Source organism: Candidatus Methylomicrobium oryzae, from assembly GCF_016745425.1.
Classification (GTDB): Bacteria; Pseudomonadota; Gammaproteobacteria; order Methylococcales; family Methylomonadaceae; genus Methylomicrobium; species Methylomicrobium oryzae.
This window is the reverse complement of the sequence record NZ_JAERVK010000011.1, coordinates 133,889-155,742: the sequence shown is the minus strand read 5'-3', so window position 1 is coordinate 155,742 and position 21,854 is coordinate 133,889. Positions and strand designations below refer to the sequence as shown.

Annotated in this window: 21 protein-coding genes; 4 read left to right on the top strand and 17 right to left on the bottom strand. The window is 57.4% G+C overall.

Annotation, left to right across the window (positions count from 1 at the left end; genetic code table 11):
- The first annotated feature begins 442 nt into the window (after positions 1 to 442).
- Both JJL52_RS13670 and JJL52_RS13665 read left to right on the top strand, forming a co-directional pair.
- Positions 443 to 2,398: a diguanylate cyclase domain-containing protein gene (locus JJL52_RS13670; RefSeq protein WP_202053042.1), complete on the top strand. Its 1,956-nt coding sequence runs from the start codon at positions 443 to 445 to the stop codon at positions 2,396 to 2,398.
- Between the two features lie 266 nt (positions 2,399 to 2,664).
- Positions 2,665 to 3,786, top strand: a complete 1,122-nt coding sequence (locus JJL52_RS13665; RefSeq protein WP_202053041.1) for a hypothetical protein — start codon at positions 2,665 to 2,667, stop codon at positions 3,784 to 3,786.
- A gap of 53 nt (positions 3,787 to 3,839) precedes the next feature.
- Here the strand turns inward: JJL52_RS13665 and JJL52_RS13660 are convergent, their stop codons facing one another.
- The 14 genes from JJL52_RS13660 to rlmB form a co-directional block, all read right to left on the bottom strand.
- Positions 3,840 to 5,048 carry an HDOD domain-containing protein gene (locus tag JJL52_RS13660; RefSeq protein ID WP_236994249.1) on the bottom strand — a complete coding sequence of 403 codons (1,209 nt, stop codon included), beginning with the start codon at positions 5,046 to 5,048 and terminating at the stop codon, positions 3,840 to 3,842.
- A gap of 213 nt (positions 5,049 to 5,261) precedes the next feature.
- Complete coding sequence (gene ccmI, locus JJL52_RS13655; protein WP_202053039.1) at positions 5,262 to 6,494, bottom strand: c-type cytochrome biogenesis protein CcmI; 1,233 nt, start codon at positions 6,492 to 6,494, stop codon at positions 5,262 to 5,264.
- Entirely contained in the window at positions 6,491 to 6,949 is a 459-nt protein-coding gene (locus JJL52_RS13650; protein ID WP_202053038.1) for a cytochrome c-type biogenesis protein, read from the bottom strand. The genes ccmI and JJL52_RS13650 overlap by 4 nt, the downstream gene beginning before the upstream one ends.
- The gene (locus JJL52_RS13645; protein WP_202053037.1) at positions 6,946 to 7,473 is read right to left on the bottom strand and encodes a DsbE family thiol:disulfide interchange protein; all 528 of its coding nucleotides are present in this window, start codon (positions 7,471 to 7,473) and stop codon (positions 6,946 to 6,948) included. The genes JJL52_RS13650 and JJL52_RS13645 overlap by 4 nt, the downstream gene beginning before the upstream one ends.
- On the bottom strand, positions 7,466 to 9,421 hold the full coding sequence (locus tag JJL52_RS13640) for a heme lyase CcmF/NrfE family subunit (RefSeq protein WP_202053036.1): 1,956 nt from the start codon (positions 9,419 to 9,421) through the stop codon (positions 7,466 to 7,468). Before JJL52_RS13640 ends, JJL52_RS13645 begins: the two co-directional genes overlap by 8 nt.
- A 38-nt stretch (positions 9,422 to 9,459) precedes the next feature.
- Complete coding sequence (locus JJL52_RS13635) at positions 9,460 to 9,672, bottom strand: type II toxin-antitoxin system HicB family antitoxin (protein WP_202053035.1); 213 nt, start codon at positions 9,670 to 9,672, stop codon at positions 9,460 to 9,462.
- 16 nt (positions 9,673 to 9,688) lie between these two features.
- The gene (locus JJL52_RS13630; protein WP_202053034.1) at positions 9,689 to 9,865 is read right to left on the bottom strand and encodes a type II toxin-antitoxin system HicA family toxin; all 177 of its coding nucleotides are present in this window, start codon (positions 9,863 to 9,865) and stop codon (positions 9,689 to 9,691) included.
- 63 nt (positions 9,866 to 9,928) lie between these two features.
- Positions 9,929 to 10,372: a cytochrome c maturation protein CcmE gene (ccmE, locus tag JJL52_RS13625; protein ID WP_202053033.1), complete on the bottom strand. Its 444-nt coding sequence runs from the start codon at positions 10,370 to 10,372 to the stop codon at positions 9,929 to 9,931.
- Positions 10,369 to 10,533, bottom strand: a complete 165-nt coding sequence (ccmD, locus tag JJL52_RS13620; protein WP_202053032.1) for a heme exporter protein CcmD — start codon at positions 10,531 to 10,533, stop codon at positions 10,369 to 10,371. Before ccmD ends, ccmE begins: the two co-directional genes overlap by 4 nt.
- Positions 10,530 to 11,294, bottom strand: a complete 765-nt coding sequence (locus JJL52_RS13615) for a heme ABC transporter permease (protein WP_202053031.1) — start codon at positions 11,292 to 11,294, stop codon at positions 10,530 to 10,532. The genes ccmD and JJL52_RS13615 overlap by 4 nt, the downstream gene beginning before the upstream one ends.
- Before the next feature lie 86 nt (positions 11,295 to 11,380).
- Positions 11,381 to 12,274, bottom strand: a complete 894-nt coding sequence (locus JJL52_RS13610) for a hypothetical protein (RefSeq protein WP_202053030.1) — start codon at positions 12,272 to 12,274, stop codon at positions 11,381 to 11,383.
- Positions 12,275 to 12,323: 49 nt separating this feature from the next.
- Positions 12,324 to 12,998 (bottom strand): heme exporter protein CcmB, encoded by a 675-nt coding sequence (gene ccmB / locus JJL52_RS13605; RefSeq protein WP_202053029.1) that lies wholly within the window; start codon positions 12,996 to 12,998, stop codon positions 12,324 to 12,326.
- Positions 12,998 to 13,618: a cytochrome c biogenesis heme-transporting ATPase CcmA gene (gene ccmA / locus JJL52_RS13600; RefSeq protein ID WP_202053028.1), complete on the bottom strand. Its 621-nt coding sequence runs from the start codon at positions 13,616 to 13,618 to the stop codon at positions 12,998 to 13,000. Before ccmA ends, ccmB begins: the two co-directional genes overlap by 1 nt.
- Positions 13,615 to 14,358 carry a 23S rRNA (guanosine(2251)-2'-O)-methyltransferase RlmB gene (gene rlmB / locus JJL52_RS13595; protein WP_202053027.1) on the bottom strand — a complete coding sequence of 248 codons (744 nt, stop codon included), beginning with the start codon at positions 14,356 to 14,358 and terminating at the stop codon, positions 13,615 to 13,617. Before rlmB ends, ccmA begins: the two co-directional genes overlap by 4 nt.
- A 459-nt stretch (positions 14,359 to 14,817) precedes the next feature.
- Between rlmB and mutL the strand changes: the two genes are divergently transcribed.
- Positions 14,818 to 16,647 (top strand): DNA mismatch repair endonuclease MutL, encoded by a 1,830-nt coding sequence (mutL, locus tag JJL52_RS13590; protein WP_202053026.1) that lies wholly within the window; start codon positions 14,818 to 14,820, stop codon positions 16,645 to 16,647.
- Positions 16,648 to 16,740: 93 nt separating this feature from the next.
- On the opposite strand, the gene pntB is transcribed toward mutL, so the two are convergent.
- The 3 genes from pntB to coaBC all read right to left on the bottom strand — a co-directional run bounded on the left by pntB (position 16,741) and on the right by coaBC (position 21,047).
- Positions 16,741 to 18,132, bottom strand: a complete 1,392-nt coding sequence (pntB, locus tag JJL52_RS13585; protein ID WP_202053025.1) for a Re/Si-specific NAD(P)(+) transhydrogenase subunit beta — start codon at positions 18,130 to 18,132, stop codon at positions 16,741 to 16,743.
- An 18-nt stretch (positions 18,133 to 18,150) separates the two neighbouring features.
- A complete protein-coding gene (locus JJL52_RS13580) occupies positions 18,151 to 19,722 on the bottom strand; it encodes a Re/Si-specific NAD(P)(+) transhydrogenase subunit alpha (RefSeq protein ID WP_202053024.1) in 1,572 nt (523 codons plus the stop codon).
- Positions 19,723 to 19,841: 119 nt separating this feature from the next.
- Positions 19,842 to 21,047: a bifunctional phosphopantothenoylcysteine decarboxylase/phosphopantothenate--cysteine ligase CoaBC gene (coaBC, locus tag JJL52_RS13575; RefSeq protein ID WP_202053023.1), complete on the bottom strand. Its 1,206-nt coding sequence runs from the start codon at positions 21,045 to 21,047 to the stop codon at positions 19,842 to 19,844.
- A gap of 103 nt (positions 21,048 to 21,150) precedes the next feature.
- Between coaBC and radC the strand changes: the two genes are divergently transcribed.
- Positions 21,151 to 21,825 carry a RadC family protein gene (gene radC / locus JJL52_RS13570; protein ID WP_202053022.1) on the top strand — a complete coding sequence of 225 codons (675 nt, stop codon included), beginning with the start codon at positions 21,151 to 21,153 and terminating at the stop codon, positions 21,823 to 21,825.
- The last annotated feature ends 29 nt before the right edge of the window (positions 21,826 to 21,854 follow it).

Genomic DNA, 21,854 nt, shown 5'->3' with positions numbered 1-21,854 from the left:
CGTTAACTGTTCCGTGACGGTTTGATGAAACCCGAACACGGTTTAAAAGCTGGCAATTAGGCCGTCTATGTGCTGAAATACCTGCCAAAGCAAAGGATCGACGGTGTGCGGTCAAGATCAACCCAGGAACGCGGCATCATGCAGATCGCCGAGGCCCCCGTAAAAAAGCTTGACTGCCCTCGTTTCAAATTTTGGAACATTGACGATTTTTTGATCGGGATCAATTTTTTGCCGCATGTTTGTTTCTATTCTCTACAGCATTGCCGGAACGAAACTCCGCGTCAAAAAGGCGCCGCCGTCCTGCGCATTGAACGTCAGGACCAGCGCACCGTCTAATAACGGATGGAACTCAACCGGAAGCTCAAACATTTCGAACCATGCATACATTCGAAACAACGCATTTAATCGCGTATCTCCCCGACTTAACCCGCATATCCTGAAAATGCCCCCCATGATTGCTTTGTGCCTGCTGGTGAATTGCGCGTTGGCAGACAGCACCACCGAAATGATGTGGCGCAGCCAAACCTCAGCCCCGCCTTCGATAAAACTGACCGTAAAAGAAAAAGCATGGCTCGCGCACCATAAAAAAATTCGGGTCGCTTTCGACGACTCCCTTCCGCCTTACAGTTTTGCCGATTCGGACGGCCGTTTCAGCGGCATCGCGGTCGACATTTTCGATACGCTGAGCCGGAAACTGGACATCCGTTTCGAACCATTTCCCCGGAAATCATGGAACCAGCTTTACAAAGCCGCCGCCGAACGTCGCGTGGATGTAGTCGCGACGATGGTCGACCGCCCCGAACGCAGACTCTGGTTTAATTTCACCCATCCCTATCTGACCAAATCATTGGCGCTCATTACGAGGGAGTCGGATACCGAAATCAAAGCGCCCGATGACCTTGCCCGCAAAACCGTCGCCTATCCTAAAGGCTATCAATTTTCGGAAGGCATCAGAAAAAAGCATCCCTCGATCAAGCCCCATCCTGTGGAATCGATGCTGGAATGCCTGCAATCGGTCAGCGCGCAAAAAGCGGATGCCTGCATTACTTTCGTAGGCACCGCCAATTATCTTCAAACCAGTCACCGGTTGACCGGCATCAAATTCGCCGGCTTTTACGAGCGCCATACGGCCGATGAAAGCATTGCCGTGCGCGGAGACTGGCCGATATTGGCCGGCATTTTACAAAAAGGGCTGGACGTGTTGAGCGAAGCGGAAATGAATGCGATCTATTTCAAGTGGGTGCCTCCGCCTCCCGAGCTCCCCGTTGCCGCCGAGAAAAACCCCGCCCCCGTCCAGCCGGAAGAGTTTACACTCGCCGAAAATGGCTTGCAGGAAACGATATCGCCGTTCTTATTTTTATTCGTTATCAGCTATGTCTGGATATGGGGCGTGCGCGTCCGGCGCCATATCCGCCGTGCCTCGCCGTCTCGTCAAGACAAACCGGCGCACGCCGCGCCCCCGGATCCGCAGTTGCCGGGCGATTTTGAACGGATGCTGCTGAAACGCGCGACCGATCTGCAAAACTACGATATCCGCTTTCGCAATTTGATCGAAAATCAGAGTAAAAACTATTTTTTCTTTCAATGCGATAAAAAGAGCAAAATCACCTATGTCAGCCCTTCCGTGACCCAGATGCTCGGCTATCGGCCCGACGATTTCATTGCCGGATTTCAACATTACATTACCGACAACCCCGAAAATCTAAGCATCAACAACCTGTTCGAACTGAACCGCCAAGGCATCCCCTGCGCTCCCTTCGCGCTTGAAGTCTACGATAGCGGCAACGAGCGGCATTGGCTGGAAATCACCAGCGAGCCGGTTTATGACGAATTCGGCAACTGTATCGGCATCGACTGCCTGGTTTTCGAAATCACCAAACGCAAGCAGGAAGACGAACGCCTGATCTGGCTATCTTTTCACGACGAATTGACCGGCCTTGCCAACCGGCGGCTGTTCATCGAACGCCTGCAACATTCCCTCGCGATGGCAAATCGCAACCGGATGCCTTTTGCAGTGCATTACCTGGATCTGGACGGCTTTAAATCGTTGAACGACAGATTAGGGCATGCCGCGGGCGACCATGCGCTAAAGGAAGTCGCGAGAAAGCTGATGGCTACTCTGCGCGATACCGATACTGCTGCGCGCTTCGGCGGCGACGAATTTGCGCTGCTGCTGCCGGACTGCGACGAGCAAGCGTGCGCGTCCGTCGCGAAAAAGATCGTCGAAATCATTCATGAACCGATCACCTACAATGGAGAATCGATCCGCCTCGGCGTCAGCATCGGTATCGCCCTTTATCCCCGCCACGCAGACAACTGCGATGCGTTGCTGCGCTACGCCGATGCCAGCATGTACCATGCCAAACAAAAAAGGCTCGGCTATTCTTTTGAGGCATAGACGGAGAATTTCCTCCGCACTGCTACTTTAAAAAACAAACAAAATGGGACAAACTCAGCAGGAGCTTTTTGAGATTAAAATTGTCTTTAGTTTGCAGCATCATCACAAGCAATACGGACTGGTGCCGGAGCCTGTTTTCTGCCGGTTTATGGCGCCAACAGAGGGATGAAGTCGATTACGGACGATATTTGCAGCTTAGCATTGGCGTTTCCTAACAGATCTCTCGCTAAAACACTCGATTTCCCATTTGCTTGCCGGACCTCATTATGAAAAACATCCTGAACATGTCATTGCTAACGGTCTTGCTGTTTGCTGCCGGCTCAGCCGATGTTTACGCCGACCAATACCATTCCAAGTCGTGCAGCGCCTTTCAAGGCAAACTGACCAACTTGAAACTGCACGAATCGCCTAAGCGGGTATTGCTGATCCCCTTGCTGAGCAGGGATCCGAGCACCAATGAAACGCCTCGCTGGCCCGAACAACCCGCGCGCGTTTTGAAAACTTTTTACAAGAGCCGCTTCAATTCGGAAGTGCAAATACTGCACGACATCTGGAACTGGTCCGATTATTACCCGCAGGTCGAACGATTGGCGCTGGAATCGCCTCCTTTCGACCGGATCATCTTCATCAGCCACGGCGGTTTCGACGGGCCGGTGATGAAAAATGCGGTATTCCGACAAAAATATCGGATCAATGAAGGCAAGGGCGAACTGGTTCAGCTTTCCGAAGCGCAGCCGGGGCTTTTGAACAGGATGGAGATCACTTACGGACTTACAAAAAACCCCGCATTCAGCGACTACATCGCTTCGAATTTGGATAACTTCAAGTCGATGAAGTCGAGCGACATCTTTCAGCAATTGAAAAATCTGGAAATGCGGCTGCAGCCTCTGGACCAAAGCTGCTTCGAGCGATACTGCGGACCGGACAAGCTGGCCAACAGCCCGGCAAGACTCAAACCTTACCGGCTCGATATTTGCGCGCGAACCTGCCGGGAACCGTTGTTCGAGCAAAAAAATACCGCCGAAATCGCTTCGGAAAGATTCTTCACTTTTACGAAATCGTTGCGCTCGCTGCTCGCCGAAGACGGCCTGATCTTTTTCGGCACCTGCAACCCGGGCAGCGCAGCGCCGAAAAAAGAAGACGAGCCGGATACTACCGAACTGTTGATCAACTCCGATCTTGCGGGAGGACCGCACCAAACTTACGTGCATCTGGTCAGTGCGGCAACCGGACGAATCGCCGCCGGCCCGATAGGAAAAAGCAGCGCAGAGGACATCGTCAATCGGGTGATGCTCTTCGAAAACAATCGCCCTCAGCAGCGTCTCTGCATCGCCTTACCGCCGGGAAATTACCGCCCGTACCCGGAAAGCACCGGAGCCAGCGAGTAGGCGCGCTTGGGTAAATGATCCCTCAACGAAGACCTCCCGTTTTCCGCCTACTTTCAGGTCTGATTCTTGAAAAGACTCAATGTCTCGGCAATTTGCTGCTTGGCATCCGCCAATGCCTGCAATGACATTTCGGGAGTCAGCGCGTTATCGCCAAGTTTTTGAAATGCCGGCAGCGTGTTGATCGGAGGCAAATTCTGGCTACGCAAATCGCCGAGCTCGCTGTGAAAGCGCGCCAATATCACAATATCGCTTAACTGTATGCCAGAGGCGTTGTCATGGTACCAATTGGCAGCCTGGGAAGGAATTGAGCGCATTGCATTAGGAAAGCTCCATTTTTGCAAAATGAACTCCCCCACTCTCCCTTGCAGCAACGAAATCGTTTGATCCAGCTCCTCTTCCGTATAACGTTCGTTTCCCCGATTTTCGGCATAAGCGAGGATGGGCAATATGCCGATCTTGTGAACCAATCCTGCCAACAGGGCTTCATCGGGATTGATTTTGCGATTCAGCGAAGCCAGCGTACAGCTGATGCTGGCAACTTGGATGCTTTGCTGCCATATTCGCTTGATACGGTCGTTGAGGCGCTTATCACGGCTGTGAAACAGATTATTAAGGCTGATGCCGGTAACGATGTTTTGCGTTGTGTGCATTCCCAAGCGCAAGACGGCATCCTGGGTATTAGTAATCGCCTTGTGTGCCCGATAAACCGGGTTATTTACGACCTGTATCAGTTTGGAAGAGATTACCGGGTCCAGGTTGATGATTTTCACGACGTCGGCAACCCCGATTTCGTTTTGCAGTGCTTTGCGCAACTGTAACGCTACGTCGGGCAAGGTAGGCACAACCAATTGGTCATATTTTATCGCTTCGCAAAAGCCTTTGAAAAAACCGCTGTTCTGCAAGGACGGCGGAACATCCGTCGGCGTAATCAATGGTTTATTGACGAAGGCAGCTGCCGAACTGCGCTTCAAGACGGACAGGGGTAAATAAACGACTTTCGCCGAAGATCTGGCAATCGCCGTTAAGCGTTGCTCGGTACTGGTCGAAAGAGGGTAGCAGGCTTTAAAGGTTGACGCATCGACGAGATATCCGTTGCCATTGACCGATTCGAGATATATTTCGCCTTCGTAGAGATAGATCAGCTCCGAGGAAACATCTCCCCGACCGAAAACAACCTCGCCCTCCTCAAAGCTTCGCAAAGTAGATTTCAAGGCCAGCAATTCATCCGCAGACAATTCGCCGATCGGAATGAGTTTTTTCAAAAAGTCGAGGGGCAAGGCCGTGACAGCGTGATTTTTATTCGCAGCGGTTATACCCGCCCGCTTTTTCAACAATTTCCAGATCATAGGCTACCGGTTGGCAAAGACTTCATAAATATTGGGGACGATCCCCTGAAGTATATCAAAAACGGTAATTATGCAAACCCGCCGGTAATCCGATAAAACACGCAGCGCTTGCCTCTATGCATCAGGACTTCATTCAACCCTGCGATTAATAACGATGGTATACGCCTTTGAACCGGCCACGGCTGCGTTTTCGGCCGTTCCGATCAAATCCCCCGGCTGCGCGACGGCCTGGCCGGATTTGGAGATGCGCGCCAGCAGTTTCACTTCGCCGAAATTCGATAATTTCATCGCCGGCATCATCGCCGTCGAATCGTCGAGCGTAATCTTCACGGGCAGGTCGGAGACCTGCTTGCGTACGATCGCCAGCGGCATTTTAGGTCCGGACGGAGCCTGGGCATAAATGAAGACCGTATCGTTGGGGCTCGCGGACGACTGGAGCTCCGGAGCCAGATCGACCTCGACGGTAATCGATTTGGCCGGGACGGTGGCCGGCGGCGCCTCCGGCTCGCCAGCCGCGGCTAGCCCCTGGCCGGGCAGGCCGGCGATGATTTTCTGCATTTCCTTCCGCGGTTCGGAGCCCTCCGGCAGCAAGGATTCGAGCTTGCGCCACAGCGCGGCCGCGGCCTGAGGGTCGCCCTGCTGAACCTTGGCAAGACCCGCCAGCCAGAGGCCGTTCGGGTTTTCGGGTTCGAGTTCCAGGGCCTTGAAGATCAGCTCGGACGGCTTGCCGGCCAGGTTTTTGTCTGCCGCGAACGCAAGCGCTTCGGCGTACAGCAGCATCACCTCGGGCTTGTCGCCGAGCAGCCGGTAGGCATTCGCGAACGCGTCGGCGGCTTTCGGATATTGCTCCAGGTATTTGTAAGACTTACCGAGCATCAGCCAACCTTCGGCGTCGTCGGGATTCGCCTTCATCTTTTCGGCAAGGCCGGCGACCATTTTCTCGATGTCGGCGGGTGTCGGCATCCCGTCCGGCGCGGCCTTGGCCAGTTCCTCGCCGTGTTCGACCGCATCGAAGCGCCCGAGCGAAAAATACAGCGACCCGGCCAGTACCGGAATAGCCAGGGCAACCACGTACGCCATCCAGCGGCCGCGGCTATGCGCCGCTTTGACCCGGCTTTCGATCGACAGATCGTCGCTCAGCGCGAGCTCCAGTTCGGCGAACTGCTCGTCGAATTGCGCCTGAGTAATCCCCCCGGCGCGCAGATTGCTTTTCAGCTCGGCCAGGCGACTGCGGGCGATTTCGATGTTGCGGTGATCGAGATCGGAGCTCTGCAACTCCCGCGCGCGCCAGATCGGCGGCAGGACGAACGCCAAAGCGACCAGGATAAAAGCGGCCACAATCAGAAAAAATACGACGTTCAAGAGCGGTCCCCTTCATCCAGCAGACGGCGAATCTTTTGCCGCTCAGTGTCGCTGAGCGCCTTGGGCGGGCGGGTTTGTTTGCGGCGGATCAACAGAATCACGAAGGTCACGCCGATCAAGAAAAACAACACCGGCCCGAACCAGAGCAGCACGGTCTTGCTCTTGAACGGCGGGTTATACAACACGAAATCGCCGTAACGCTCGGTCATGAATTTAATGATGTCTTCCTTCGACTGGCCTTTCTGCAGCATCTCGTAGACCTGCCGGCGCAGGTCCGCGGCCAGATCCGCGTTCGAATCGGCAATCGTCTGATTCTGGCACACCAGGCAGCGCAGCTCCGAAGTCAGCGATTCGTAGGCGTCCTGCTGCTCGGGGTTCGCAAATTCCCGGTATTCGACGCCGGCAAGGCCTGCGCCGGCCAACAGCAAAAGAAAAATCAGCGTAATCGGTTTCATTCGGCTTGCAGTTTGGCGATCAGGGGAAGCAGGGTTTGTTGAACGATTTCGGGCGTCACCGGCCCCGTGAGTTTATGGCGGATCATGCCCTTCTTGTCGATCACGAAAGTCTCCGGGACACCGTAGACGCCGTAATCGATGCCGATCCGGCCTTCCGGATCGACGATGCTCATCTCATAAGGGTTGCCGAGCTGATTCAGCCAGCTCAGCGCGTCTTCCCGCACGTCCTTGTAGTTCAGCCCGATGATCGGCGCCGTCTGCTGCTTTGCCAGCTCATTCAGCACCGGATGCTCGGCGCGGCAGGAGGTGCACCAGGACGCCCAGACGTTGAACAGCCAGACCTTGCCCTGCAAATCGGCGGGCGTCAGTTTTTGCTCCGGATTGTCGAGCTTCGCCGCGCTGAAGGCCGGCGCCGGTTTGCCGATGAACGGCGACGGAATTTCGGTCGGATTCAATTTGAGCCCGATCGCCAGAAACACACCCAATACGATGAAGATGACGAGGGGAATCAGGTATTTAAGCATGTGCGCCTGCCTTGGTTTTCGCATTGATCCGGTAGCGCCGGTCGAGCGCAGCCAGAAATCCTCCAGCTGCCATAAAGATTGCGCCGAGCCAGATCCAGCGGATGAACGATTTGTAATAAATCCGGAGACTCCAGGCACCCTGGTTGCCGAGCGGCTCCCCGATCGCAACGAACAGGTCGCGGAACAGGCCCGCGTCGATCGCGGCTTCGGTCATCGGCATTTTCTGCACTTGATAAACCCGTTTTTGCGGCTCCATTTCGGCAACCCGTTCGCCTTTATAATCGACCGTCACGAATGCCTGATCGGCGACATAGTTGGGGCCCTGCGTCTCTTTGATTCCATGAAAGCGGAAACTGTAGCCGGACAGGTCGAGCGCTTCGCCCGGCGCCATCCTGACGTCCTTTTCGACGCTGTAAGCCGAGGTCAGCGTAATCCCGACCACGAAAACCGCAATCCCGGCATGCGCGAGCGTCATCCCGTAAAACCCTGAAGGAATGCCTTTGAGCCGCTCCCAGGACAAGCCTTTTGCGCCCATCCGGTCGTAGAAGGACAGACCGGTGCTCGCCAGCGTCCAGAACGCGAGGCTAAGCCCCAGCGCGGCCGCCCACGAATAAAAAGGCATCGCCAACGGCAACAGCAAGCCCAGTGCGAAACAGGCCAGCGCGATCCAGCGCACCCGTACGGCCAGTTCGCCGAACAGGTCGCGCTTCCAGCGCAACAGCACGCCGAGGCCGACCGCGATCGTCAGCGGCGCGGTCAGGGGGATGAACACCGCGTTGAAATACGGCGGCCCGACCGAAATCTTGCCGAGGCCCAACGCATCGATCACCAAGGGATAGAGCGTGCCGAGCAAAATGCTGGCCGCGGTCACGACCAAGAGGATGTTGTTCAACAGAATCACCGACTCGCGCGAAACCCATTCGAAGGTCGCGCTGCTTCTGACGGCCGGCGCCCGGACCGCATACAGCAACAAGGAACCGCCGACTACGATGCCGAGAAAAACCAAGATGAACAACCCGCGCGCCGGGTCGCTTGCGAACGCATGCACCGAGGTCAGTACGCCCGAGCGGACCAGGAAGGTGCCGAGCAGGCTCAGCGAAAAAGCGAAGATGGCCAAGAGCACGGTCCATGTCTTGAATACGCCGCGTTTTTCGGTCGCGGCAAGCGAATGGATCAACGCGGTGCCGACCAGCCAGGGCATGAACGAGGCGTTCTCGACCGGATCCCAGAACCACCAGCCGCCCCAGCCCAGTTCGTAATAGGCCCACCAGCTGCCGAGCGCGATCCCGATCGTCAGAAACATCCAAGCGATGCTGGTCCAGGGCCGGGACCAGCGCGCCCAGGCCGCATCGAGCCGGCCTTCGAGCAGGGCCGCGATCGCGAACGCGAACGCGACCGAAAAGCCGACATAGCCCATGTACAGCATCGGTGGATGGATCGCCAGACCGGGATCCTGCAGGAGCGGATTCAAATCGCGGCCTTCGGCTGGCGCGGGAAAAAGCCGCTCGAACGGATTCGAGGTCAGGAGCAGGAACAGCAAAAAACCTATCGATACGAGACCCATCACGCCGAGCACGCGGGCGACGGTCGCCTCGGGAATACTGCCGCTGAAACGCGCGACCAAACCGGTCCAGCCCGCCAACACCAGCGCCCAGAGCAAGAGCGACCCTTCATGTGCGCCCCAGACGCCCGAGACCAGGTACAAGATCGGCAGCGCGGTATTCGAATTGGTCGCGACATAGGCGACCGAGAAATCGTGCGCGATAAAACTCGCGGTCAGGCAGCCGAACGCGATCGCCATGAACAGGAGCTGGGCATAAGCGGCCGGCTTGGCAACGCCGATCCAGCCGGCAATCGCGCGCGCGGAGCCGAGGATCGGCAGAGTGGCCAAAACGATCGCCATGCACAGGGCCATGATCAGGGCGAAGTGTCCTATTTCGGGTATCATTGGGATCGACCTTTCCTATTGCTGTCCATGTTGATTAATCAGGCGACCAGATCGCAATATTCGACAATGGTTGAGGGTACGGGAATCGGCAACCCTTCTTCGCGCAAACCTTCAAGATGAAATTCGATCGCTTCACGGATATTTTGCTCGATCTCGGCAATGGAATCCCCGGTAGTGATACATCCCGGCAAGTCAGGCACATAAGCGGAATAGTTACCTTCGGCTTGTTCAATAATGACTGCATAACGCATCGCTTTACCTCTTTAATTAGGCTTGTTTGAGAATACTGTTCAAAGTTCCGGGCGCCAAGTCGTCACCAGGCTTCCCGGGAACAGTCACGCGTCCTGCCTTTGTAGGGTGTTTAAATTGACGATGGCTACCTCGCGTATTGACAAGATACCAACCATCGACAGCAAGCAAATTCAAAACTTCCGAAACTTTCATTTCCTTGCCTGCTTGATAATAGGTCTGTTTGTTCAGTGTTTTTTTGACCGATGTCGGATCAAATCATTTACCTTCCATAGAGGCATCGTTGTTCTTCAAGCTCGCCTTCACTTCCGGCGGCATGTAATTCTCGTCATGCTTGGCCAGCACCTCTTCGGCAATGAAGACGCCCTGGCCGTTCAATTTGCCGTGCGCGACGATGCCCTGCCCTTCCCGGAACAGGTCGGGCAGAATGCCGGTGTACTCGACCGGCACTTCCTTGCTGAAATCGGTCAGCGTGAAGCGGACCGTCATCCCGTCGCCGGGCCGCGACACCGAGCCCTTGACTACCATCCCGCCCAGTCGGAACAACGCGTCCTTCGGCGCCTTGCCGGCCACTACATCGGTCGTCGAGAAAAAATACATCAGGTTGTCGTTAAATGATTTCAGCGCGAAAAAAGTCGCCGCGCCGATGCCGACGACCATCAGGCCGATCAGCAGCAATCGCTGTTTTCTAGCGGGTTTCATCCTTCCTTCCGTTTGTTCTTTAACAGTTGCCGGCGCAGCCATTGTTTACGCTGCATGACCGGGATCAGGATATTGGCGGCGAGCACCGCCAGGGTAATCCCATAAGCGGTCCAGACATAAAAGGCATAACCGCCCATTGCGAAAAATTCTTGCACACTCATGACGCCGTTCCGAAAAATTTGTTCCGTACCCATTGCGCCGAACGCTCGCGCTGCAGGACTTCGACGCGCGCCCGCTGCAGCATCGCGATCAGGTAATACACCTTGAACGCGAGCGCCATCAGCAGCAGCGGAACCAACATGCTGACATGAATCGACGGCTTGTCCATCTTGCTGACCGTCGGCCCCTGATGCAGCGTATTCCACCATTCCACCGAATAATGGATGATCGGGATATTCACCACGCCGACCAGGGCCAGAATCGCAACGGCTTTGGAGGCGACGCGCTTGTCGTCGATCGCGCCGTATAGCCCGATCACGCCGAGATATAGAAACAATAAAATCAACTCGGAAGTCAGCCGCGCGTCCCAGACCCACCAGGTCCCCCACATCGGCTTGCCCCACAACGAGCCGGTTACCAGCGCGATGAAGGTAAACCCGGCGCCGACCGGCGCGCTGCTGATCGCGACCACCTCGGCCAGCTTAATCCGCCAGACCAGGCCGACCGCCCCCGCTGCGGCCATTACGGTATAGATGAACAAAGACATCCAGGCGCTCGGGACATGGATATAGATGATCCGGTAGCTGTCGCCCTGTTGGTAATCCGGCGGCGCAAGATACAGGCCACCGTACAGGCCACTCCCGACCAGCAGGATGAAAATGGCCGTCAGCCACGGCATCAGGCGTTCGGTCAGCGCATAGAAATGCGGCGGCGAGGCCATCCGGTGAAAAAATCGGACGAATGAATCGGGAATCAAAAACATAAAAGGAAGAAGTTCAAGGCAAACAGGTCAAAATCAACGCCCAAGCCGGACTTTCCCGACTGACGCCTGGAAACATGCGCCTGATTTTATACTTTACAATATGAAGGAATCCAACTGCGCTCAATCAGGTGATTGGGCAGATCATTATAATCGAAAGCTTCGCCGTCTTTAATCATCTGCGGGACATTAAACAATCTACCTACTTCGGGAATATCGTTAAAAAACATCGTATAGAACGGCCCAACCAGCAGCTTCGATATTTTGATGCCTAAGGGACCGACAAAATTTCTGCGCTGACCGACATGCGCGACCTCGTCCAGGGTGATCTCATCCAATAAGTCTTTCAAGCGGTCGCGGACTTCGGGCTCGTCAGCCAGCACATCATCAAATAAGCGGTGTAAATGGCAATAGAAGGTGACGCCCATCAATTCGGTAACGAACGCGGGGGCATCCATTAAAAACCCCGGCAACTTGGGAAACTGTTCGTAAATTTTTTCTTTAAAAGGGCTTAAAGGCACCCATTCCACTCGATCCAGGCCGCACGTACGCAGCATTTCATCAAAAATCCGCACGTGGCAGAATTCTTCGGCCAGATGCACACGGCTGATTTTATCTTCGACCGTATGGGAATTCGCCATATCGGGCACCGCATCCCAAGCGCCTTTGATGCCGACCCATTCATGGCGGGCGAATTTATAGATGGCGGTCAGCATCAACGTCATGCGGTCCAGGGATTCAGGATCGTCCTGTAAAGCGACATAGTTGCGATAAAATGCATCGGGATCGGCAAGCGGTTTGCGCAATTTGACTGGATTGTCCCGGAACTGCTTGAGCTTTGCCCGTTTCTTGGCCAAGTCCCTATCCTGTTCGAACAGTTCGCCGCCATGCTGTTGGGAAAACTCCCAGTAACTGTCGAAGTTTTCCTTTCTTTGCTGCCGAGTCGCAGGTGAAAAAACGGAACGGTACTTTATTGACCCCATACGCTCATGCTCTAAATTGATAATAAGACTTTCATTTTACGGGATAGTGCTAATGAATACTCATTTTTAATGCCGCCGCGGTCGGCCAAGGCGCCAGCACCAGCGCCAACAGCAACATCGAAGTCAAGATGCTGATCTGCGCATCGACCGGCAAGCCGCTCGCCGCCATCTGCACCGCATTGCCCGCGAAAATCAACACCGGCACGTAGAGCGGCAGCACCAGCAGCGACAGGATCATCCCGCCGCGCCGGAGTCCGACAGTCAGCGCGACGCCGATCGCGCCGATCAGGCTCAAGACCGGCGTGCCGAGCAGCAAAGTCAGCAGCAGCACGCCCAGCGCATGGCTCGGCAGTCCCAAAAATACCGCCAGCAGCGGCGCGACCAGGAGCAGCGGCAGCCCGGTCACCAGCCAGTGCGCGATCACCTTGGCCAGCACCAATAAGGAGGCCGGATGCGGACTCAGCAGCATCTGTTCGAGGGAGCCGTCGTCGAAATCGGAGCGGAACATGCCGTCCAGCGACAGCATCGCCGCCAACAATGCCGCTACCCAGATCACGCCCGGGGCGATCGCCTGCAACAGGTTCGGCTGCGCACCGATTCCGAGCGGAAACAGGGTAATCACCAAGATGAAAAACAGCAGCGGGTTGATCATCTCCGCCCGCCGCCGGAACGCCAACACCAGATCGCGGCGAATGATCGCCAGAAAAGCTCGGGTCAATGTCATCAGGATAAATAAATCCGCTGCACGAGCGCATCGTGCAGGTCAATGTCGTGGTGCGAAGTCAAAACAATCATGCCGCCGGCGGCGCAGTGTTCGCGCATCAACGATTCGATCAGCGCGATACCGGCCTTATCGAGCGAGGTGAACGGCTCGTCCAGAATCCATAGTTGATTGTGAGTGATCAACAGCCGTGCCAGCGACAGCCGCCGTTTCTGACCGGCGGACAGGCTCTGCGCAGGCACGTCGTCGTAGCCCGCCAGATGCACCTTCTCCAGCGCATCAAAGATCGAATAGCGGCCGGGACGGCCCAGCGCGAGCGATACATTCAGATTTTCGAGCACGGTCAGTTCCTTCTTGATTCCATCCAGATGACCGACATAGGCCATGTCCGCATAATAGCGGCTGTCGTCGATTTCTTCGCCGCACCACAGCACCCGTCCCGCATCGGCCTCGCGAAAACCGCACAAAATCCGCAGCAGCGACGTTTTACCGCTGCCGTTCTTGCCTTCGAGCAATAAAACTTGTCCTTCAGGCAGGGTGAAATTGAGCTCTTTGAACAGGACGCGGTCGTCGCGGATGCAGCTCAGCCGTTCGCCGGTCAGCGTGACCGGTTTTATCGTCATCCTTTCATCCGCTGGCGCAGTACTTCGTACAACAGCACCCCGGTCGCGACCGACAAATTCAGGCTTTCGACGCTGCCCCGCATCGGTAGTGCAACCAGCATGTCGCAGGCTTCCTGGGTCAGGCGCCGGAGCCCTTTGCCTTCCGCACCGACGACCAACGCCATCGGCACGGTGAAATCGGATCGATAGGCGCTCTGCGCGGTGTCGCCGGCCGCACCGAACACCCAGATGCCCTGGTCCTTCAACCAGCGCAGCGTGCGGGCCAGATTGGTCACCTGATAGACCGGCACCGTTTCGGCGGCGCCGCTCGCCACCTTGCAAACGGTCGGGGTAATTCCGGCCGCATTGTCCTTGGTGACGATCACGCCGTGCACGCCGGTGGCGTCGGCGGTCCGCAGGCAGGCGCCGAGGTTGTGCGGGTCCTGTACCTGGTCGAGGACCAGGAACAGCGCCGGCGAATCCAGATTCTGCACCGCATCCTTCAACGCGGATTCCGAGAGTTCGCCGGGCAATTCGACTTCGATCACGATGCCCTGATGCTGTCCCCCTTCCGCGAAGCGGTCAAGCCGCTTGCGGTCGGTTTTCTCGGGCCGGATGCCGAGCGCTTCCAGCTCGTCGAGCGCCCGCACCAGTCGCTGGTCCTGCCGTTGCCCGTCGATCCAGGCCTGGGTGATTTTGTTCGGCGAATACTGTAAAGCCGATTGCACGGCATGCAGGCCGAAGATTTTGCTTAATTTCATCAAGTCGTAGGGTACGCTACGCGTACCTTAAATATTTATGGCTTGTCAAAGAAAAAGGTACGCACTCGGCAACTGCTCCATGCGTTGCCCTCGATCGCGTGTTCCCGACGCGATCTACCTTCCCCCTCCCTGGGGGCGTCGATCGCTTGTTCCCGACGCGATCTCCCTCGCCCTTCCTTGGGCTGGTACCGCCTGCAGGAACGCCAGGGAGGACGTGAATGCAGCGATTGCACGACTCCAGGAGGTAGGACAACGCAGGGAGCGGTTGTCGACGGCTGCAGGGAGGCAGGAAGTAGACAATCCAGGAGCCCTATTGCCGAGGAGCAAATCTCTGCCCATGCAGTCGAGGGTATCCTACCCGAAAATCCGGTAATTATATCAGCACGGCCTTGATTCGGGCGACTGTTCTACGCTTTCGGCCCGATCGACGGTAAAATAAGGCTTTTTGAAAATACGCGGATGCGCATTCATTTACTCCCAACCCAGCTCGTCAACCAGATCGCGGCGGGCGAAGTGGTCGAGCGGCCCTCGTCGGTGGTCAAGGAACTGGTCGAAAACAGCTTCGACGCGGGCGCGCGGCAAATCCAGATCGACATCGAACAGGGCGGCGCGCGGCTGATCCGGATCCGCGACGACGGCTGGGGGATCGACAAGGACGACCTGCCGCTGGCGCTGTCGCGGCATGCGACCAGCAAGATTTCGACGCTGGGAGACCTCGAACACGTCGCCAGCATGGGCTTTCGCGGCGAGGCGCTGCCGAGCATCAGCTCGGTCGCGCGCCTGACGCTGATTTCCCGGACCGAGGGCAGCAGCTGCGCATGGCGGGTCGCCGCCGACGGCACCGAGCGCGACTTCGACCCTCAGCCCGATCCGCACCCCCAAGGCACCACGGTCGACGTGCGCGACCTGTTTTACAATACCCCGGCGCGCCGCAAATTCCTGAAATCCGAAAAAACCGAATTCGAGCACATCCAGACGCTGGTCGAGCGGATGGCGCTGAGCCGTTTCGACATCGGCTTCCGGCTCACGCACAACCAGAAAGAAATCCTGAACCTGAAACCGGCCGAAACGCCGGCCGAACAGGAAAAACGAGTCGCCGGCATCTGCGGTTCGGCCTTCATCGAGCAATGCGTGAAGATCGATTTTGCTTCGTCCGGACTGGAGCTGACCGGCTGGGTAGGACTTCCGACTTTTTCGCGCAGCCAGCCGGACATGCAGTTTTTCTACGTGAACGGCCGCCTGATCAAGGACAAGCTGATTGCGCATGCGGTCAAGCAGGCCTATCAGGACGTGCTCTACCACGGCCGCCAGCCGGTATTCGTGCTGTATCTGGCGCTCGATCCGGCGCTGGTCGACGTGAACGCGCATCCGGCCAAGCTCGAAGTCCGCTTTCGGGAAGGCCGGCTGGTGCACGACTTTCTGTTCAGCGCGCTGCACCGCTCGCTGGCCGAAGTCCGCCCGGGCCAGCAGCAAAACGTCGTTACCCTTCCTGTTATTGACTCGCCGGCCGCAGCACCCGACCAGATTCGGCAGATGCCGGAACGCCGGCCGCCGCCTTTTCAACCGCGCCCGCCGGAGCAAGCGACGCTACCGCTGTCTGTGCAGGAAGAAATCCGAGCTTACGGAGCGCTACACCCTCCTGCATCAGCGCAAACGCTGCCGGCTCCAACGGTGCCGCCCGCAACCGAACCGGAAAAAAAAGACATTCCACCGCTGGGCTTCGCGGTCGCGCATCTGCATAATATCTATATTCTGTCGGAGACGCCGCACGGCGTGATCCTGGTCGATGCGCACGCCGCGCACGAACGGGTCAGTTACGAGCGGTTGAAGAAGCAATATGAACAAGGGGCGGTCGCGCAGCAGCCGCTGCTGCTGCCGATCAAGATCCTGGTCACTTCGCGCGAAGCGGACATCGCCGAACAGTCGCACGACTATTTCGCCTCGTTGGGCCTCGAAGTAAACCGATCAGGCCCCGAAACGCTGGTTTTGCGCTCGCTGCCGGCCCTGTTGGCCGGATGCGATGCCGAAACACTGCTGCGCGACGTGCTAGCCGACCTGTCCGAACACGGCACCAGCCAGCGCGTGCAGCAGCGCACCCATGCGCTCCTGGCAACAATGGCCTGCCACGGATCGATCAGGGCGCACCGGCGGCTGACCGTCGGCGAGATGAATGCATTGCTCAGGGATATGGAAGAAACCGAACGCAGCGGCCAGTGCAATCACGGCCGTCCGACCTGGGTTGAGTTATCGACCCAGGAACTGGACAGGTTTTTTATGCGCGGTCAATAACTAGGTAGGCTGGGTTGGAGCGATAGCGCAAACCCGGCATTCAAGGTAAAAATGCGCTGGGTTTGCGCTATCGCTCCAACCCAGCCTACAACATCAACTCCTGAGCGCCTTCAATACCGCCTGCAGCCTGTCGTTCGCATCGCCGAACAACATTCGGGTATTGTCCATCACGAACAGCGGATTGCCGACGCCCGCGTAGCCGGACGCCATGCTGCGCTTCATCGCGATCGTCGTGCCGCCTTTCCAGCATTCCAGCACCGGCATCCCGGCGATCGGGCTGTTCGGATCGTCGAGCGCGGACGGATTCACGATGTCATTCGCACCGATCACCATCGTAATGTCGACATTCGGAAAATCTTCGTTGATTTCGTCCATTTCGTAGACGATGTCGTACGGCACCTTCGCTTCGGCCAGCAGCACGTTCATGTGGCCGGGCATTCTTCCTGCGACCGGATGGATGCCAAAACGGACTTTCTTGCCCTTTTCGCGCAAAATCTTGGTGATTTCATTGACCGTATGCTGCGCCTGCGCAACCGCCATCCCGTAGCCCGGAATGATCATGATGTTTTTCGCGGCCAGGAGTTGCTGCGCGGTTTCCTCCGCGTCGATCGGCTGCACGTCGCCTTCGACGACCGCCGCCGGGCCACCCGTGCCGGTGCCGAAGCCGCCGGCGATCACGCTGACGAAGTTGCGGTTCATCGCCCGACACATGATGTAGCTCAGGATCGCGCCGCTGCTGCCGACCAATGCGCCGGTCACGATCAACAGATCATTGCTCAGCATGAAACCGGTCGCGGCGGCAGCCCATCCTGAGTAGCTGTTCAGCATCGACACCACGACCGGCATATCAGCGCCGCCGATCGCCATCACCATGTGCACGCCGAACGCGAGCGAGATTGCGGTCATCACCACCAAAGGCAGGGTACCGCCGCCGGTTTCGGCTTGCTGTAAAAATAAGTAACCGAAATAAATGACGGCGACCAACAGGCCCAGATTCAGCCAGTGGCGGGCCGGCAACAGCATCGGCTTGCCGTCGATCCGGCCGCTCAATTTGCCGAACGCGATCACCGACCCCGAAAAAGTCACCGCACCGATCAGAATCCCGACATAGATCTCGACTTCATGGATCGTCTTTTCGATGCCGGTCAAGGAGCTGCTTTCGTCCATGAAATTCGCATAACCGACCAACACCGCGGCCATCCCGACCAGGCTGTGCATGATCGCGACCAGCTCGGGCATTTGCGTCATCTCGACTTCTTTCGCGGCCTTGAAGCCGATCGCGCCGCCGAACAGCAATGCAGAAAGCAAAATCGCATACGCGGTGACCGAACCGCTCATAACGGTCGCGACGATCGCGATCGCCATGCCGAGCATGCCGTAATAGTTGCCGCGCCGCGCGGTTTCCTGATTGCTGAGTCCGCTCAAACTCAAAATGAACAGTACCGTCGCGGCAATGTAAGACATTGTGACTAAACTTTGAGACATGGTTTTTCCTTATTCTTCTTATTTTCTGAACATTTCGAGCATGCGCCGGGTTACCAAAAAGCCGCCCGCGATATTGATCGAAGCAATCAGGATCGCCAGGCCGGCCAAGACGCTGATCGTGATCGCCGGCGCGGAAACCTGGACCAATGCACCGATCACGATGATGCCGCTGATCGCATTGGTCACGCTCATCAACGGCGTATGCAGCGCCGGCGTCACGTTCCAGATTACCTGGTAGCCGACGAAGCAGGCCAATACGAACACGGTGAAATGCGACATGAACGACACCGGCGCAACGCTGCCGAGTCCGTAAAGCGCGAGACCGCCCAGCACCAGCGGAATGAACGGCCTGACCGCCGGCGGAATCAGGCGGTGATTGGGCTTGGTTTTTTCCGCCACCCCCGGATTGGCCGGTGCTTCGGTCTGCGGCGCGGGCGCGGCCGACAATTTCGGTGCCGGCGGCGGCCAGGTAATTTTGCCTTCCTTGATCACGGTCGCGCCGCGTATCACTTCATCGTCCATGTTTACGTTAATCTCGCCGTTCTTTTCCGGGCTCAGTTCGGTCAGCAAATGCCTGAGGTTCGTCGCATACAACTGGCTGGACTGGTTCGCCAGCCGACTCGGCAGATTGGTGTAGCCGATGATCGTAACGCCGTGCTTGACCACTACCTTGTCTTTTTCGGTCAGCGCGCAGTTGCCGCCCTGCTCGGCGGCCAAATCGACGATCACGCTGCCCGGCTTCATCGATTCGACCATGCCCTTTGTAATCAGCTCGGGGGCCGGCTTGCCGGGAATCAGCGCGGTCGTAATGATGATGTCCACCTCCATCGCCTGGCGGGCGAACAGGGCCATCTCCGCCTCGATGAATTCCTTCGACATCGTTTTCGCATAGCCGCCGGTGCCGGATCCTTCCTCCTTGAAATCGAGCATTAAAAATTCGGCGTCCATACTCTCGATCTGTTCCTTCACTTCGGGGCGCGTATCGAAAGCGCGGACGATCGCCCCCATCCCTTTCGCGGCCCCGATCGCGGCAAGCCCCGCCACCCCGGCGCCGATCACCAGCACCCTCGCAGGAGGAATCTTGCCGGCCGCGGTGATCTGGCCGGTGAAGAAACGGCCGAAGTGCTGAGCGGCCTCGATCACGGCCCGGTAGCCCGCGATATTCGCCATCGAGCTCAGCGCGTCGAGTTTTTGCGCCCGGGAGATTCTGGGTACGCTGTCCATCGCCAGTACGGTCGAGCCTTTGCCGGCCAGTTTCTGCATCAGCGCCTCGTTTTGCGCCGGCCAGATAAAGCTGAGCAGGCGGCCGCCTTCCGGTAGCAGATCGGTTTCGTCTATCGCCAATTCAGGGTGGCGCTCCGGCGCCCTGACTTTCATCACGATGTCGGAATGCTTCCACAACGATTTCGCGTCGTCGACGATTTCAACCCCGGCTTCCTTGTAAGCCTCGTCCGAAATATCCGCTCCTTGTCCCGCCCCTTTTTCGATACAGACCGAAAAACCCAGTTTCATGATTTGTTCGGCGGTTTCGGGCGTCAGCGCGACGCGCTTCTCGCCTTGATGAATTTCTTTCGGTACACCAATCTTCATAGAGTCTCCTGTATCTGGAACGGGCATGAACAACCGAGTTTTATGGAACGGCTTCAACTCGAAGCCAAGTCAGGATAGAAGATTAGCTTATCCATTTCAATAAAAAACCGAAATTCCCCTTAATGGGCCACAACGCCTGCTTGCAGCCTTTCTGCAATCAAGGCGGTCAGCCGGTCGGCCAGGCACTTTTTATCGGTCATCGCCAGCGTTTTGCGGCCGCCTTTCCAGAAAACTTCCAGTGCGTTCCGGTCGCTGTCGAAGCCGCCTTCTGCCTGCCCGACCCAATTTGCCGCGATCATGTCGAGGTTTTTGCGCGCCAGTTTGTCCAGCGCGTAAGCTTCCAGATCGGCCGTTTCGGCTGCAAAGCCGACCGTAAAGGGGCGTTTCTCCAGGGCGGCCACTTCGGCCAGGATGTCCCGGGTTTTGCTCAGCACCAGAGTGGTCGTATCGCCCTGTTTCTTGATCTTTTCGGGCTGCGCTTCGACAGGGGTGTAATCGGCGACCGCCGCAGCGCCGATATAAATATCCACGGCTTCGGCGCGGGCGATAACCGCTGCGTACATCTCGGCGGCCGTTTCGACGCGCACGAGATCGACCTGTGCCGGTGGCGGCAACTGCGTCGGCCCGGAAACGAGTATGACGCTTGCGCCCATCTCTCTCGCCGCCTCGGCCAGCGCATAGCCCATCTTGCCTGAACTGCGGTTGGTGATGTAGCGCACCGGATCCAGGGGCTCGCGCGTCGGTCCGGCACTGATCAGGACTTTCATGCCCTGCAGGGACCGTTCGGCCGGGTCGCCCAGCAGCGCGTTGCAGATAGCCTGCGGTTCCGACATCCGCCCGAAACCGGTTTCGCCGCAGGCCTGCTCGCCTTGGGCGGGACCGATCAGGCGCACGCCGTGCCGTTGCAATGCCGCAACATTCTCCTGGGTTACCGGCTTGCCCCACATCGCCTGATTCATCGCCGGAGCGACATACACGGGGCAAGTCGCGGCCAGGTACAGCGTCGTCAGCAGGTCGTCGGCCAGGCCGTGGCTCAGTTTCGCGATCAGGTTGGCTGTCGCCGGCGCGATGACCATTCGATCGGCCCAGCGCGCCAGGCTGATATGGTCCATCGCATTTTCGCTTTCGGCATCCAGCAGGTCGGTATGCACCGGATTGCCGGACAAGGCCTGAAACGTCAGCGGCGTGACGAATTGGGCAGCCGCCCGCGTCATCGCAACCCGCACTTCCGCCCCATCTTTGCGCAGCAATCGCACCAGCTCCGCCGCTTTATAGGCGGCAATGCCGCCGCTGACGCCCAATAAAATTCGTTTCGGTTCGCTCATACCGGGTAGCGTTGATAAAAGCCGCATTATGGCAAGGATGGGCGAATTCTTCTATGCTTAACATCTAAACTGTATCGCTTTTTACCGAAAAGAGGAATACTTCATGGGAATCAAAGACTGGGCGGCGGAAGACCGGCCGCGGGAAAAATTGCTGCAGCGCGGCGCCGGCGCGCTGACCGATGCCGAACTGCTGGCGATTTTCCTGCGCACCGGTACGCCCGGCAAATCGGCAGTGGATCTTGCGCGCGAACTGCTGACCGATTTCGGCTCGCTGAAAGCCCTGCTCGATGCGGACCGGCAACGCTTTTGCCGGGCGAACGGGCTCGGCGACGCCAAATACACGCAAATGCAGGCGGTCATGGAAATGGCGCGGCGGCATTTCCGGGAAGTGCTGCAGCGCGGCAGCGCCTTGACCAGTCCGGAAGCGACCCGCGCTTATCTGAGCGCACAATTGCGCGGCTACAGTTACGAAGTCTTCGCCTGCCTGTTCCTGGACAACCAGCACCGGGTCATCCAACTGGAAGAACTGTTCAAAGGCACGATCGACGGTGCGGCCGTGTATCCGCGCGAAGTCGCGAAAAAAGCGCTGCATCACAACGCGGCGGCCGTGATCTTCGCGCACAACCATCCTTCGGGCATCGCCGAACCCAGCCAGGCGGACCGGCATATCACCGAGAAATTGAAACAGGCCTTGGCGCTATTCGATATCCGGGTGCTGGATCATTTCATCATCGGCGACGGGATGCCGTATTCGTTTGCGGAGCACGGGTTGATTTGAGGCGGCTACAAAAAAGGTACGCGCAGCGT

Coding starts and splice junctions, on each gene's coding strand:
- ccmD (WP_202053032.1), bottom strand. CDS start 10,533: ATGAGTGTGCAAGAATTTTTCGCAATGGGCGGTTATGCCTTTTATGTC.
- mutL (WP_202053026.1), top strand. CDS start 14,818: ATGCGCATTCATTTACTCCCAACCCAGCTCGTCAACCAGATCGCGGCG.
- JJL52_RS13640 (WP_202053036.1), bottom strand. CDS start 9,421: ATGATACCCGAAATAGGACACTTCGCCCTGATCATGGCCCTGTGCATG.
- pntB (WP_202053025.1), bottom strand. CDS start 18,132: ATGTCTCAAAGTTTAGTCACAATGTCTTACATTGCCGCGACGGTACTG.
- JJL52_RS13630 (WP_202053034.1), bottom strand. CDS start 9,865: ATGAAAGTTTCGGAAGTTTTGAATTTGCTTGCTGTCGATGGTTGGTAT.
- rlmB (WP_202053027.1), bottom strand. CDS start 14,358: ATGAAATTAAGCAAAATCTTCGGCCTGCATGCCGTGCAATCGGCTTTA.
- ccmE (WP_202053033.1), bottom strand. CDS start 10,372: ATGAAACCCGCTAGAAAACAGCGATTGCTGCTGATCGGCCTGATGGTC.
- JJL52_RS13580 (WP_202053024.1), bottom strand. CDS start 19,722: ATGAAGATTGGTGTACCGAAAGAAATTCATCAAGGCGAGAAGCGCGTC.
- JJL52_RS13670 (WP_202053042.1), top strand. CDS start 443: ATGCCCCCCATGATTGCTTTGTGCCTGCTGGTGAATTGCGCGTTGGCA.
- coaBC (WP_202053023.1), bottom strand. CDS start 21,047: ATGAGCGAACCGAAACGAATTTTATTGGGCGTCAGCGGCGGCATTGCC.
- ccmB (WP_202053029.1), bottom strand. CDS start 12,998: ATGACATTGACCCGAGCTTTTCTGGCGATCATTCGCCGCGATCTGGTG.
- JJL52_RS13665 (WP_202053041.1), top strand. CDS start 2,665: ATGAAAAACATCCTGAACATGTCATTGCTAACGGTCTTGCTGTTTGCT.
- ccmA (WP_202053028.1), bottom strand. CDS start 13,618: ATGACGATAAAACCGGTCACGCTGACCGGCGAACGGCTGAGCTGCATC.
- JJL52_RS13635 (WP_202053035.1), bottom strand. CDS start 9,672: ATGCGTTATGCAGTCATTATTGAACAAGCCGAAGGTAACTATTCCGCT.
- JJL52_RS13645 (WP_202053037.1), bottom strand. CDS start 7,473: ATGCTTAAATACCTGATTCCCCTCGTCATCTTCATCGTATTGGGTGTG.
- JJL52_RS13610 (WP_202053030.1), bottom strand. CDS start 12,274: ATGGGGTCAATAAAGTACCGTTCCGTTTTTTCACCTGCGACTCGGCAG.
- JJL52_RS13615 (WP_202053031.1), bottom strand. CDS start 11,294: ATGTTTTTGATTCCCGATTCATTCGTCCGATTTTTTCACCGGATGGCC.
- JJL52_RS13650 (WP_202053038.1), bottom strand. CDS start 6,949: ATGAAACCGATTACGCTGATTTTTCTTTTGCTGTTGGCCGGCGCAGGC.
- radC (WP_202053022.1), top strand. CDS start 21,151: ATGGGAATCAAAGACTGGGCGGCGGAAGACCGGCCGCGGGAAAAATTG.